The following is a 12,648-nucleotide window of genomic DNA, read 5'->3' on the forward strand; positions in this document are numbered from 1 at the left end:
CGCCACGAATTCGAGGATGGGTCAAGCTGCGGCCGCGTCTCGGGGCACCCGTCCGCTACTGATCGGCAGGTCGGTGTGCCGTGGAGCCGCTGCGCCGTCGCCGCGCAATCAGATTCCGACGGCTGGCTCTTGACCTTTTTCCGCCGCACCTGTTCTCGACAACCATGGAATTCGCGCAGCCGTCGGGGAATCGCGCGATCATCCAAAGCTTGAGTTCTTAAGGAAGACGCCATGCGCGCCAGCGGCCCGTTCAAATACGCCTCCATGAGCCGCCGCGCGGCCGTGACCGGAGCCGCCCTGGCGGCGATGACGATGCTGGCGGCCTGTTCCGGCGCCCAGACCGGCGCCCCGGCCGAGGGCGACATGGCGCTGGGGGCTCCGGAAGGCGCCAAGGTCACCGTGGTCGAATACGCCTCGGTCACCTGCAGCCACTGCGCCGCCTGGCAGGATCAGGTCTGGCCGGAGTTCAAGACCAAATATGTCGACACCAACCAGGTCCGCTATGTCTTCCGCGAGTTCCCGACCGCGCCTGAATCCGTGGCCGTCGCCGGCTTCCTGATCGCGCGCTGCGCCGGGCCGGACAAATATTTCCCGGTGATCCACGAGATCATGGCCAGCCAGAGCGAGATCTTCGGCGGCGTGCCGCCCCGCTCCGTCCTACTGCGCATCGCCAACGGCGCGGGCCTGTCGGAAGAGCAGTTCCAGGCCTGCGTCACCGACGCCGATGCGATCAAGGCCATGGACACGCGCATCAAGTCGGCCCTGGACGCCGGCGTGACAGGCACCCCCTACTTCATGGTCAATGGCGAACATGTCGCCGACAGCTCCCTGGTCGGGCTGTCGGAAACGATCGACGCCGCCCTGGCCGAAAGCTGAGCCGATGACCCTGTTCCGCACCCTGATCCTCGCCCTGTCCGCCCTGGCCCTCGCCTCGTGCGGCGGCGGTTCGAAGGCCGTCGTCGACGGCGACATGGCCCTGGGCGCGCCCGAGGGCGCCAAGGTCACCGTGGTCGAATACGCCTCGCCCACCTGCCCCCACTGCGCCCTGTGGCAGCAGAACACCTGGCCGGCGTTCAAGGCCGCCTATGTCGACACCAACAAGGTCCGCTACGTCTTCCGCGAACTGCCGACGCCGCCGGCCGAGGTCGCCGCAGCCGGCTTCCTGCTGGCCCGCTGCGCCGGGGCGGACAAGTATTTCGACGTCATCCACGCCATCATGGAGAGCCAGACGGAGTGGCGGGCGGGCGGCAATCCCCGCGACAGCCTGATCCGCATCGCCGGCGGCGTGGGCATCGACGAGACCGAGTTCACCGCCTGCGTCACCAACCCGGAAGCCATCGCCGCGCTCGAGACCCGGGTGAAGGCGGCGACTGACGCGGGCGTGATTAACACCCCGACCTTCTTCGTGAATGGAAGACAGGTCTCTTCGCCTGGCGGCGAGGGCACGGTCATGGCCGACCTGGCCCCGGCCATTGAAGCGGAACTGGCAAAATGAGCGCCCCGATGATCCGGTCCCTGTTCCTGATGCTGGCGCTGGTCGCCGCGCCTCTGGCGGCCCCGATGGCGGCCTCGGCCCAGACGACGCCCCCGCCCGCCGTGACGAGCGCCGACCGGGTGCTGGGTCGCGCCGACGCGCCGGTGACGGTGATCGAATACGCCTCGTTCGTCTGCTCGCACTGCGCCCACTGGCACACGACCGTCCTGCCGGCCTTCAAGGCGCGGTTCATCGACACCGGCCAGGTTCGGCTGGTTTACCGCAACCTGCCGACCGCGCCGGGCCAGGTCGCGGCGCGCGCCGCCGGCATCGCCCGCTGCGCGGCGCCGGCCCGATTCTACGAGGTGGCCTCGTCCTTCATGACCGGTCAGGCTGCGATCATCGACGGCGCGCCGCTGGCCGATTGGTATGCCGCAGGGGTCGCCGCCAGCGGCCGGACCCAGGCCGAGATCGACGCCTGTCTGGCCGATCCGGCGACGCTGAACGGCATCCGCGCCGAGATCGCGGGCGCCACGGCCGCCGGAGTCCAGGGCACGCCGAGCTTCTTCGTCAACGGGCGCGCCGTGTCGGACACCTCGCTGGACGGTCTGTCCGCTGCGATCCGGCCCCTGCTGCCCCGCAGTTGACGAAGGCATGCAGTTCCAGCGCCTCCGGCTCGTCGGCTTCAAGTCGTTCGTCGACCCGGCGGAGGTCTGGATCGAGCCGGGCCTGACGGGGATCGTGGGACCGAACGGCTGCGGCAAGTCGAACGTGCTGGAGAGCATGCGCTGGGTCATGGGCGCGAACTCGGCCAAGGCCATGCGCGGCACGGGCATGGACGACGTGATCTTCTCCGGGGCCTCGAACCGCCCGCCCCGGAACCATGCCGAAGTCCAGCTGACCATCGACAACGCCCAGCGGAAGGCGCCCCAGCCCTTCACCGACAGCGCCATCATCGAGGTGTCGCGCCGGATCGACCGGGGTCAGGGCTCGACCTATCGCATCAACGGCAAGGAGGTGCGGGCGCGGGACGTCCAGCTGCTGTTCGCCGATGCCTCGACGGGGGCGAACTCTCCGGCCCTGGTGCGTCAGGGGCAGATCAGCGAGCTGATCGCGGCCAAGCCGCAGAACCGGCGGCGGATCCTCGAGGAGGCCGGCGGGGTGGCGGGCCTGCACACGCGGCGGCACGAGGCGGAGCTGAGGCTGAAGGCGGCCGAGGCCAATATGGAACGGCTGGACGACATCGGGCGCGAGCTGGAGACGGCCCTGACGCGGCTGAAGCGCGAGGCGCGGCAGGCGGAGAAGTACAAGAAGATCTCGGCCGAGATCCGGGCCCTGCAGGCGGCCCTGCTGTTCGTGCGCTGGAACGACGCGCGGCTGGCGGCGGAGGCGGCGGCGGCGGAACTGGCGGCGGCGGACCGGGCGGTGGCGGAGGCGACGGCGGCGGCGGCCAGGGCCCAGACGGCGGCCCTGTCGGCGCAGGAGGGTCTGAAGCCGGCGCGGGAAGAGGATGCGGTGGCGGCGGCGTTGCTTCACCGGGCCTCGCTGGAACGCGACCGGCTGGACATGGCCGAGCAGTCGGCGCGGGCCGAGGTCGACCGTCTGACCGCCGAAGCCCAGCGGATCGCCAATGACACCGAACGCGAGATCGCCATGTCGGGCGACGCCGAGTCGGAATTGACCCGGCTGGGCGCCGAGCTGGAGGTGCTGACGGCCGAGATCGCGGCGGCGCCCGGGCGAGGGCCGGAGCTGGAGCGGGCGCTGGAGGCGGCGGAAGAGGGCCGTCGCGCGTCGGACGCCGAGGTCGAACGGCTGGCGGGCTCGCTGGCGGCGGTCGAGGCGCGGGCCAATGCCGAGACGGCGCGCAAACGAGACGCCGAGGCGCGGGTGGCGCGGGCCGTGAGCGCTCTGGACGGGGCGAAGCGGGAGCGCGAGGCGTTGGGCCCGCTGGAGACGCCGGAACTGGCCGCTGCGCGTGAGGCGCTGGACGTTGCGACGGCGGCCCTGACCGAGGCGCGGGCGGGTGTGGAAGCCGCCGAGGCCGATCGGGCGGAACGCGCGCGGGCCGAGCAGGAGGCGCGGACGGCGGCGCGGGCGGCCGAGGACCGGCTGGGGCGGTTGCAGACCGAGGCGCGGGGGCTGGCGTCGCTGCTGGTCTCGGGGCGGCGGGACCATCCTCCGGCGCTGGACCAGGTCGGGGCGGACAAGGGATACGAGGCCGCTCTGGCGGCGGCGCTGGGCGACGACCTGGACGCGGCGCTGGATACGAAGGCGGCGGCCTATTGGGGCGGGGCGGACGCGCCAGCGCCCGTCTGGCCAGCCGGGATCGAGCCGTTGGCCGATCATGTGACGGCGCCGGCGGCGCTGGCGGCGCGCCTGGCCCTGTGCGGGGTAGCGGCGAAGGCGGAGGCCGCAGGGCTGGCAAAATCGCTGCCGGTAGGCGCGCGACTGGTGACGCGCGAGGGCGACCTCTACCGCTGGGACGGCTTCGTCAGCCGGGCCGATGCGCCACGGCCGGCGGCCGTAAGGCTGGCCCAACGCACGCGGCTGGGCGAACTGGAAGCGGAGATCGATGCGGGCAAGCCGGCGCTGGAGACGGCGCAGGCGGCTTTGAAGGCGGCGACCGAGGCCTTCCGGGCTTCGGAAGAGGCGGTCAAGGCGGCGCGGCTGATGCCCTTCGCGGCCGACAAGGCGGTGACCACGGCGCGGGACGCGGTGCAGCGGCTGACCAATGAACAGGCGCGGCGCGAGGCGCGGGCGACGGCGCTGGACGAGACGCTGGAGCGGCTGGCGGTCGAGCATGAGGCGGCGGAGGCCGCCCTGGCCGAGGCGCTGGCGACCGATGCGCCGTCCGAGACGCTGGAGGGACTGAAGGCCGAGCTGGCGACGGCACGCGCGGCGGCGGATGCGGCGCGTGGCGCGGCGGCCGGGGCGCGGGCGGACAGGGATGCGGAGGCGCGGGACCGGGCCGGGCGCGAGCAGCGGCTGGGCGGGCTCAGCCGCGAGCGCGACAGCTGGGCGGGACGGGCGAAGGATTCCACGGCGCGGATCACGGTGCTCGAGGGCGACACGGGCAAGACGGCCGCGTTGCTGTTGCAGGCCGAACGGGCGCCGGAAGCGTTGGCTGCACAGCGATCGAAGCTGATGGACATGCTGACCTCAGCCGAGACGCGGCGGAAGACGGCGGCGGATAGGCTAGCGGTCGCCGAGGGCGAGGCCGGCGATGCGGATCGCGCCAGCCGCGCGGCGGATGCGACGGCGGCGAGCGCGCGCGAAGCCCGCGCCGGGCTGGCGGCACGGTCGGAGGCGGCGGCCGAACGGCTGCTGGACGCCGGGAACAACGTCCGCGAGACGGCGCAGATGTCGCCGGAAGAGCTGGGACAGAAATTGACCGACGACGCCATCGCCCGGCCGCCGGACGCGGCGGGGGCGGAGAGCCTGCTGTTCGGTCTCGAGCGCGAGCGGGAGATGCTGGGCGCGGTCAATCTGCTGGCCGAGGACGAGGCCGACGAGTACGGCGAGCGGCTGCAGACCATGCGGCTGGAGCGGTCGGACCTGACCGGCGCCATTGCCAAGCTGCGCGACGGCATTGACGAGCTGAACGCCGAGGGGCGTGAGCGGCTGGTGGCGGCGTTCGACGTCATCAACGACAACTTCAAGAGCCTGTTCGGGGCCCTGTTCGGCGGCGGCCAGGCGGAGCTGAAACTGGTCGAGTCCGACGATCCGCTGGAGGCCGGACTGGAGATCTTTGCCTGTCCGCCGGGCAAGCGACTGTCGGTCATGTCGTTGATGAGCGGCGGCGAGCAGGCCCTGACGGCGGCGGCGCTGATCTTTGCGGTCTTCCTGGCCAATCCGGCGCCGGTCTGCGTGCTGGACGAGGTGGATGCGCCGCTGGACGACGCCAATGTGGATCGCTTCTGCCGGATGCTGAACGAGATCCGGAACCGGACGGACACGCGGTTCATCGTCATCACCCACAACCCGGTGACCATGAGCCGGATGGATCGGCTGTACGGCGTGACCATGCCCGAGCGCGGCGTGTCGCAGCTGGTCAGCGTCGACCTGACCCAGGCCGAGACGCTGGTCGCGTGATTCAGGACGCTGCGTCTCTCCCGCCCGAGGCGCATGCGCTGGTCCTGACCGGGGTCGGGCGGTTCGTCGTGTTCGCGGATGCGGCCACGATCCGGCGGGAGCCGGACGGGGTGCGGATGCGGTCGCTGCAGGTCGTGGAGGCGGACTTCACGGTCGGGACGACGCGGTATCTGGGTGGCTGGTCCTGGTGGCGGTTCGGCTGTGATGCCGGGACGGCGGACCGGCTGGACTTCGCCTCGGTGGCGGTCGGCGGAGCCGAGGGACCGAGCACGCCGGAAGGTCAGCCGGCCTATCCGGCGGCGCCCGGCGGGGATGCGGCGGAGTTGCTGGCGGTGGCGTGCGGGACGGTGGAGCAGAAGGTCGTGGCGACGACGGTGGAGGCTGCGGTGAGGATCGGGCGGGCGGCGATGGCGGAAGATTGAATCCGTGCATCCCCGCGAAGGCGGGGACCCAGGTTTTAGCTCCCTGCTCCGTGCACCCCGGCGAGGGCCGGGGTCCAGATCACAGATGCAGACGGCCGGGATTTGGAGCCTGTCTCATGCGCGCGCTTCCGCTTTCTCCATCTGGGCCCCGGCCTTCGCCGGGGTGCACGGATGAAAGAGTGTGCCTCACTTAAGCACTGGGTCCCCGCCTTCGCGGGGATGCACGGATGAAATTGAATTTCGCTCGATGGCGATGCGATCCTGCGGCAGGGCCTCCGGGCACTGGTCCCGCATGAAGGCCAGCATCTTCTCCCTGATCTCGCAGCGCAGGTCGAAGGCCACCGGGGCCGAGCGGGCGCTGGCGAGGCAGCGGACCTGGGCGACGCGGTCGGTGATGTCGGTGACCTGGAGGTTGACGATGTCGCCGTCCCACAACGAGGAGGCGCGGCAGATGCGTTCCAGCTCGGCCCGGAGGCGGTCCATCGGGGCCTCGTAATCGACGTAGAGCATGGCTGTGCCGATCAGGCGGGAGGTCTCGCGGGTCCAGTTCTGGAACGGCTTCTCGATGAAATAGCTGAGCGGCAGGATCATCCGCCGCCAGTCCCACAGCTTGATCACGACATAGGTGGAGGTGATCTCCTCGACCGTGCCCCACTCCCCTTCCACGATGACGGCGTCGTCGATGCGGATGGGCTGGGCGGTGGCGATCTGGATGCCGGCGATCAGGTTGGTCAGATAGGGCTGGAGCGCGAGGCCGGCGATGATGCCGACCACGCCGGCCGAGGCCAGCAGCGAAACGCCCCACTGACGCACGGCCCCGATGGTCATCAGGGCCAGGGCCACGGTGATCAGGCCGATGAGGATGACGGCGGCGCGTTGCAGGATGCGCGTCTGGGTGACGTGCTTGCGTGCGACCAGGTTGTCCTCGGTCTGCATGTTGAACTTACGGAGATGGACGACGGCCCACATGTCGACGGTGCCGGCGACGATCCAGCCGAGGACGAGGATGGTCAGGAACAGGATGACGGCGCGGACGCTCTGGGACGGCTCCGGGTCCAGCGGCGAGACTGTGATCGAGAAGCCGATGGCGATCAGGATAATCAGGATGCGCAGTTTCTTGCGGACCCGTTCGAGCACCCCGCGCCAGTACAGGTCGCGGTTCTTCACGACGCGGCGAAGAATGGAGAAGACGATGCGGTGGATGATCCAGCCGGCGCCGACGAAGACGGTCACCACGATGGCGACCACGAGCCACTCCGGCAGCCAGTAGAACTGGCGCCACAGGGTGACGATCTGGCGGGTCAGGTTGGTGATTTCGGGCGGCATAGACGCAAACAGCGTGTCAACGGCGTCTTCCGTTCCCACCGGCGGCAGGGCCGCGCCGGTCATCCGGCCGTAGCCTCGGCGAGGTCCGCGAGGCGTTGGGCCGCGTCGGGTATGGCCACGGAGCGGGCCGCGGCGCTCATGGAGGCAAGGCGCGCGGGGTCTGCTAGGACGCCCGCGACGGCGGCGGCCATGGCGGCGACGGTGACGTCATCCTCGAGGATGACCTCGGCGGCGGCGACGTCGGTCAGAAGTTTCGCATTGAGGCGCTGGTGGTCGTCGGTGGCGATCTTCAGCGGGATCAGGATCGACGGCATGGCCGCGACGGCCAGCTCGGCGCAGGTCGAGGCGCCGGCGCGGCCGATGACCAGGTGGGCGGCGGACAGGCGGGAGGCCATGTCGCGGAAGAAGGGCGCCACCTCGGCCTCAATGCCGGCGTCGAGGTAGATCTGGCGCGAGGTTTCCAGGGTCTCGGGGCGGGACTGTTGCTGGACCTTGAGGCGGCGACGGATCGCGTCCGGCAGGGTGGCCAAGGCGCGGGGCGTGGTCTCGGACAGGAGGCGGGCGCCCTGGCTGCCGCCGGTGACGAGGATGCGGATGGGACCGTCGCCCGGAGGCGCCCAGGCGCGGTCGAACAGGGCGCGGATGTCGGCGCGGACCGGGGCGCCGACGACCTGGGCGCGGGCCTTCACGGCCGGCGAGGCGCGCTCCAGCGTCGGGAAGGACGAGGCCACGGCGCGGACGTGGGGGGCCAGGGCGCGGTTGGTGCGGCCGAGGACAGCGTTCTGTTCGTGGATCAGGGTCGGGCGCTTCTGCAGGATGGCGGCGACCAGGGCGGGGGCGGACGGATAGCCGCCGAAGCCGACGACGACACTGGCGTCCAGGCGGTTGAAGGCGGTCTGGGCCTGACCGATGCCGCGCACGATGGCGACGCCGGCCTTGATCAGGCCGATCGGACCAGAGCCGGTGGCGGCGTCGAGGGCGAGACGCTCCTCGGCCGGGAAGGCCTGGGCGTACTGTTCGCCGCGATGGTCAGTGGCCAGGACCACGCGCCAGCCGCGCGAGGCCATCTCGCGGGCGAGGGCCTCGGCCGGGAACATGTGGCCGCCGGTTCCGCCGGCGGCGACGACGCAGAGTTTGGTCATGGAGGTGGCTTAACCGACGCGCCGCCAGTCGTCATCCTCTCCCCCCCCTCGGGGGAGGGTGGTCGGAGCGAAGCGGAGACCGGGTGGGGGCGACCCCGCGATCCGGACACGCCTCCGGGAACTTGCCTTGCCGCCCCCACCCGGTCGCTACGCGACCTGCCCTCCCCCGAGGGGGAGGGAAAAGGCGTTTACGGCATCAACAACCGACGCGGCCGCTGGAGGCTGGCTCCGGGCTCGTAGGCGCCGGGACGACGGCGCGTCAATGCCAGGGCGAAGCCCATGGTCAGGCCCATGGCCATCATCGAGGAGCCGCCGTAGCTGATGAAGGGCAGGGTCATCCCCTTGGTCGGGATCAGGTTCAGGTTCACCGCGACATTGATGGACGCCTGCAGGCCGATCAGCATGAACAGGCCGGCCGCCGCCGTCTGTTCGAATGGATCGTTCAGCTTCATCGCCCGGCCCATGCCGCGGAAGACGATGAAGGCGTAGAGGCCGATCATGACAAGGCTGAGGACCAGGCCGAACTCCTCGGCGCCGACCGAGTAGATGAAGTCGGTGTGCAGGTCGGGGACGGAGCGTTTCATGACCCCCTCGCCCACCCCGCGTCCAACCAGGCCGCCGGCGCGGATGGCCTCGGAGGCGCGGTCGATCTGGTGGGTGTCCTCGACGCCGGGCGAGACGAACTTGGCGACGCGCGCCTGGACGTGGGGGAAGAGCAGATAGATGGCGGTCATGCCTGCCGCGAACAGGCCCATCAGCACGGCGACCCAGCGCAGCGGCACCCCGGCCATGAAGAAGACGGCCATGAAGGTGGTGGTGATCAGAAGCGTCTGGCCGATGTCCGGCTGGATCAGCAGCAGGGCCACGGTGACGGCGTAGAAGCCGAAGGCGATGGAGACGCCGGGAACGCCCTGCCCCTTCTGGCCCTCGGCGAACATCCAGGCCGCGAAGACGATCAGGCTGGGCTTGGCGAACTCGGAGGGCTGGAGGCTGAACGGGCCGAGGTTCACCCAGCGGGCCGCGCCCTTCACCGTGTCGCCGATGAAAGGAAGCAACGCCATCACCACGATGGCGCCGAGCAGGCCCAGGACCGCGATCCGTCGCACGCCTCGGGGCGACAGCAGCGACATGGTCAGCATCAGGCCGATGCCGCCGCTGGCCCAGACGATCATGCGCCAGGAATAGTGGAAGGGGTCGGTGATCGACTCATCGGCCAGGATGGCGGCCGGGGACGAGGCGAACGACAGCATGACGCCCAGGCCCATGAGGGCGAGCGCCGCGCCGAGCAGGCCGCGATCCACCGTCCAGAACCACTGGGCGATCGGGCTCTGGTCGTTGCGCGAGAACGGATGGGAATAGACGGCCTGGGTCATGGTTTCTCAACCCTGAACGAAAGGCGTAGCCCCGAGGTTAAGAACGGCGGCGCGGAAGGCTTCTCCACGCGCCTCGAAGTCGGGAAACTGGTCGAAGCTGGCGCAGGCGGGGCTGAGCAGGACGACGGCGTCGCCGCCGGCTTTCGCGGCGTCTTCGGATGCGAGGGCGACGGCCGTGGCCATATCCCTGGCGATGACGTGGGGAGTGTCGCCTAGGGTCGCGGCGAAGTCGTCGGCGGCCTCGCCGATCAGATAGGCGCGGGCGACGCGGGGGAAGAGGTCGCGGAGGTCCTCGATGCCGCCATCCTTGGCGCGGCCGCCGGCGATCCAGAAACTGGTCGGCCAGGACATCAGGGCCTGACGCGCCGCGTCGGTGTTGGTGGCCTTGGAGTCGTTGACGAAGCGGACGGCGCCGAGCTGACCGACGGTTTCCATGCGGTGGGCGAGGCCGGGGAAGGTCATCAGGCCTTCGACGGCGGCCTCATGCGACACGCCGATGGCGCGGGCGGCGGCATAGGCGAAGGCGGCGTTCTGGGCGTTATGGCGGCCGGGGAGCGAACGGGCGGGGGCGAGGTCGGCGATCAGTTGGCCTTCGGTCCTGATGGAGCCGGGCTCCGCTTCCATTCCGTGCATTCCCGCGAAGGCGGGGACCCAGTGCTGTGGGCGCTCCGACGGCTGGGTGGGGGTGTAAGATTGATCCTCGTCGCCGGTGACTCCCGAAAGCACTGGGTCCCCGCCTTCGCGGGGATGCACGGAGGAGGAAATGGCGATGACGTGGTTGGGAAGGACGAAAGCGAGGTTTGCTCCGGCCGGCTCATCGACGCCGACAAGGGAAACGGCGTTTGGACCGAGCGCCTGGAACAGCCTTGTCTTGGCCGCGACATAGCCCTCCATGCCGCCGTGGCGGTCGAGGTGGTCGGGGCTGATGTTGGTCAGGATGGCCACGTCGGGGGAAAAACTGGTGGTCAGGTCGAGCTGGTAGCTGGAGACCTCGATCACATAGGCCTGGACCTCTGCGGGGGGCGGCAGGGCGAGGACGCCGATGCCGATGTTGCCGCCGACGGCGATCTTCATGCCTGCCTGTTTCAGCACCCAGCCGATCAGGGCCGTGGTCGTCGACTTGCCGTTGGTGCCGGTGATGGCGATTACCTTGGGCCGCAGGGAGGCCGGGGTGGCGGCGATGGCCCGGGCGAACAGTTCGATGTCGCCGATGACCGGGACATTGGCAGCCTTCGCCCTGTCGACGGTCCAGTGGGGCTTCGGGTGGGTCAGTGGCGCGCCGGGCGACAGGACGAGGGCCGCGAAGTCCGACCAGTCGGCCGTGGTCAGGTCCTCGACCTCGAACCCTTCGGCCTCGGCCTGCATGCGGCCGGAGACGCCGTCGTCCCACAGGATGGGCTCTGCGCCGCCGGCCTTGAGGGCGCGGGCGGCGGTGATGCCCGAGCGGCCGAGGCCGAACACCGCGACGCGACGGCCTTCGAAGCCGGGGACCGGGGTCATGCTTCCCTCTCCCGGTGGGAGAGGGCTTGAGCGCCCGAGAGCCGCAGGCGATCGGACTTGCGCGAAAGGGTGAGGGTTCGACCTCGCCTGATTCGCACCATCCGCCCCTCACCCTTTCGGCTTGCGGATCGCTGCGCTCTCCGAGCCTCAAGCCCTCTCCCAACGGGAGAGGGAGCAGCAATGCGCGCCCTCACCGGAGCTTCAGCGTGCTGAGCCCCACCAGCGCCAGCATGGCGGCGACGATCCAGAAGCGGATGACGACGGTCGATTCCGGCCAGCCCATCTTCTCGAAATGGTGGTGGATCGGGGCCATCAGGAAGATGCGCTTCCTGGTGGCCTTGAAATAGGCGACCTGGATCATGACCGAGGCCGCCTCGATGACGAACAGGCCGCCGACGATGCCCAGGACCAGCTCGTGCTTGGTGGCCACGGCGATCGAGCCGAGCGCGCCGCCCAGAGCCAGCGAACCGGTGTCGCCCATGAAGATCTTGGCCGGCGGGGCATTGTACCAGAGGAAGCCCACGCCGCCGCCGATGATGGCGGCGCAGAAGATGGCCAGCTCGCCCGAGCCGGGCACGTGGTGGACGCCCAGATACTCCGAGAAGATGAAGTTGCCGACGAGGTAGGAGATGATGCCGAAGGCCGCCGCCGACATCATAACCGGCACGATCGCGAGTCCGTCGAGGCCGTCGGTCAGGTTCACGGCATTGGAGAAGCCGACCATCGTGAAGGCGGCGAAGGCGACGTAGAACCAGCCGACGTTGAGCAGCACGTCCTTGAAGAACGGGAAGGCGATCGAGGTCTCGAGACCCGGCGAGGTGGGAGACTGGGTCATCCAGAGCACCACCAGCACCCCGGCGATCACCGAGACGACGACCTGGGCCAGCAGCTTCTGTTTCGAGGTCAGGCCGGCCGAGGTCTGTTTCGTCACCTTGGCGTAGTCGTCGATGAAGCCCAGCACGCCGAAGGCCGCCGTTACGCCGGAGACGATCCAGATATAGGGGTTGGTCAGGTCGCCCCACAGGAAGACGGCGACGGCGATGCCCGCAAGGATCATCAGTCCGCCCATCGTGGGGGTGCCGACCTTGGAAAGGTGCGAGACCGGCCCATCGGCGCGGATCGGCTGACCCTTGCCCTGTTTGACCCGCATGAAGGAGATGAACCGGCTGCCCATCGCCACCGCGACGATCATGGCCGTGGCCATGGCCAGGGCGACGCGCACCGTCTGGTACTGAACCAGGTTCAGCAGCGGATACTCGTTCGCGACGTCGGCGTAGTAGAGATACAGCAGATAGAACATCGACGGCCCCCGGGTGTCC

Annotated in this window: 10 protein-coding genes; 5 read left to right on the plus strand and 5 right to left on the minus strand. The window is 70.0% G+C overall.

Annotated elements, in window-relative coordinates; genetic code table 11:
• The first annotated feature begins 231 nt into the window (after window positions 1-231).
• Genes ACP7AB_RS11730 through ACP7AB_RS11750 form a run of 5 tightly spaced genes read left to right on the plus strand, consistent with a single transcriptional unit; the run spans window position 232 to window position 5,988 of the window.
• Entirely contained in the window at window positions 232-876 is a 645-nt protein-coding gene (locus ACP7AB_RS11730) for a thioredoxin domain-containing protein (protein ID WP_425991301.1), read from the plus strand.
• 4 nt (window positions 877-880) lie between these two features.
• Entirely contained in the window at window positions 881-1,495 is a 615-nt protein-coding gene (locus ACP7AB_RS11735) for a DsbA family protein (protein ID WP_425991303.1), read from the plus strand.
• On the plus strand, window positions 1,492-2,121 hold the full coding sequence (locus tag ACP7AB_RS11740; protein ID WP_426046145.1) for a thioredoxin domain-containing protein: 630 nt from the start codon (window positions 1,492-1,494) through the stop codon (window positions 2,119-2,121). The genes ACP7AB_RS11735 and ACP7AB_RS11740 overlap by 4 nt, the downstream gene beginning before the upstream one ends.
• A 7-nt stretch (window positions 2,122-2,128) precedes the next feature.
• Window positions 2,129-5,566: a chromosome segregation protein SMC gene (gene smc / locus ACP7AB_RS11745; RefSeq protein WP_425991307.1), complete on the plus strand. Its 3,438-nt coding sequence runs from the start codon at window positions 2,129-2,131 to the stop codon at window positions 5,564-5,566.
• On the plus strand, window positions 5,563-5,988 hold the full coding sequence (locus tag ACP7AB_RS11750) for a hypothetical protein (RefSeq protein WP_425991309.1): 426 nt from the start codon (window positions 5,563-5,565) through the stop codon (window positions 5,986-5,988). Before smc ends, ACP7AB_RS11750 begins: the two co-directional genes overlap by 4 nt.
• Window positions 5,989-6,174: 186 nt before the next feature.
• On the opposite strand, the gene ACP7AB_RS11755 is transcribed toward ACP7AB_RS11750, so the two are convergent.
• The 5 genes from ACP7AB_RS11755 to mraY form a co-directional block, all read right to left on the minus strand.
• Window positions 6,175-7,377, minus strand: coding sequence for a mechanosensitive ion channel family protein (locus ACP7AB_RS11755; protein ID WP_425991311.1), 1,203 nt, complete (start codon window positions 7,375-7,377; stop codon window positions 6,175-6,177).
• Window positions 7,374-8,456, minus strand: a complete 1,083-nt coding sequence (gene murG, locus ACP7AB_RS11760; protein ID WP_425991313.1) for an undecaprenyldiphospho-muramoylpentapeptide beta-N-acetylglucosaminyltransferase — start codon at window positions 8,454-8,456, stop codon at window positions 7,374-7,376. Before murG ends, ACP7AB_RS11755 begins: the two co-directional genes overlap by 4 nt.
• Before the next feature lie 188 nt (window positions 8,457-8,644).
• Window positions 8,645-9,829, minus strand: a complete 1,185-nt coding sequence (locus ACP7AB_RS11765; RefSeq protein WP_425991315.1) for a peptidoglycan glycosyltransferase FtsW — start codon at window positions 9,827-9,829, stop codon at window positions 8,645-8,647.
• Window positions 9,830-9,835: 6 nt separating this feature from the next.
• Complete coding sequence (murD, locus tag ACP7AB_RS11770) at window positions 9,836-11,329, minus strand: UDP-N-acetylmuramoyl-L-alanine--D-glutamate ligase (RefSeq protein ID WP_425991317.1); 1,494 nt, start codon at window positions 11,327-11,329, stop codon at window positions 9,836-9,838.
• Window positions 11,330-11,519: 190 nt separating this feature from the next.
• Entirely contained in the window at window positions 11,520-12,629 is a 1,110-nt protein-coding gene (gene mraY / locus ACP7AB_RS11775) for a phospho-N-acetylmuramoyl-pentapeptide-transferase (RefSeq protein WP_425991319.1), read from the minus strand.
• Window positions 12,630-12,648: the final 19 nt, after the last annotated feature.

It is taken from the genome of Brevundimonas sp. TWP3-1-2b1, from assembly GCF_049896165.1.
GTDB lineage: Bacteria > Pseudomonadota > Alphaproteobacteria > Caulobacterales > Caulobacteraceae > Brevundimonas > Brevundimonas subvibrioides_B.

Excerpts from the sequence above, each read along its gene's own strand:
- murG (WP_425991313.1), bottom strand. The coding sequence starts at position 8,456 with ATGACCAAACTCTGCGTCGTCGCCGCCGGCGGAACCGGCGGCCACATG.
- murD (WP_425991317.1), bottom strand. The coding sequence starts at position 11,329 with ATGACCCCGGTCCCCGGCTTCGAAGGCCGTCGCGTCGCGGTGTTCGGC.
- ACP7AB_RS11735 (WP_425991303.1), top strand. The coding sequence starts at position 881 with ATGACCCTGTTCCGCACCCTGATCCTCGCCCTGTCCGCCCTGGCCCTC.
- ACP7AB_RS11765 (WP_425991315.1), bottom strand. The coding sequence starts at position 9,829 with ATGACCCAGGCCGTCTATTCCCATCCGTTCTCGCGCAACGACCAGAGC.
- ACP7AB_RS11755 (WP_425991311.1), bottom strand. The coding sequence starts at position 7,377 with ATGACCGGCGCGGCCCTGCCGCCGGTGGGAACGGAAGACGCCGTTGAC.
- mraY (WP_425991319.1), bottom strand. The coding sequence starts at position 12,629 with ATGTTCTATCTGCTGTATCTCTACTACGCCGACGTCGCGAACGAGTAT.
- ACP7AB_RS11740 (WP_426046145.1), top strand. The coding sequence starts at position 1,492 with ATGAGCGCCCCGATGATCCGGTCCCTGTTCCTGATGCTGGCGCTGGTC.
- smc (WP_425991307.1), top strand. The coding sequence starts at position 2,129 with ATGCAGTTCCAGCGCCTCCGGCTCGTCGGCTTCAAGTCGTTCGTCGAC.
- ACP7AB_RS11730 (WP_425991301.1), top strand. The coding sequence starts at position 232 with ATGCGCGCCAGCGGCCCGTTCAAATACGCCTCCATGAGCCGCCGCGCG.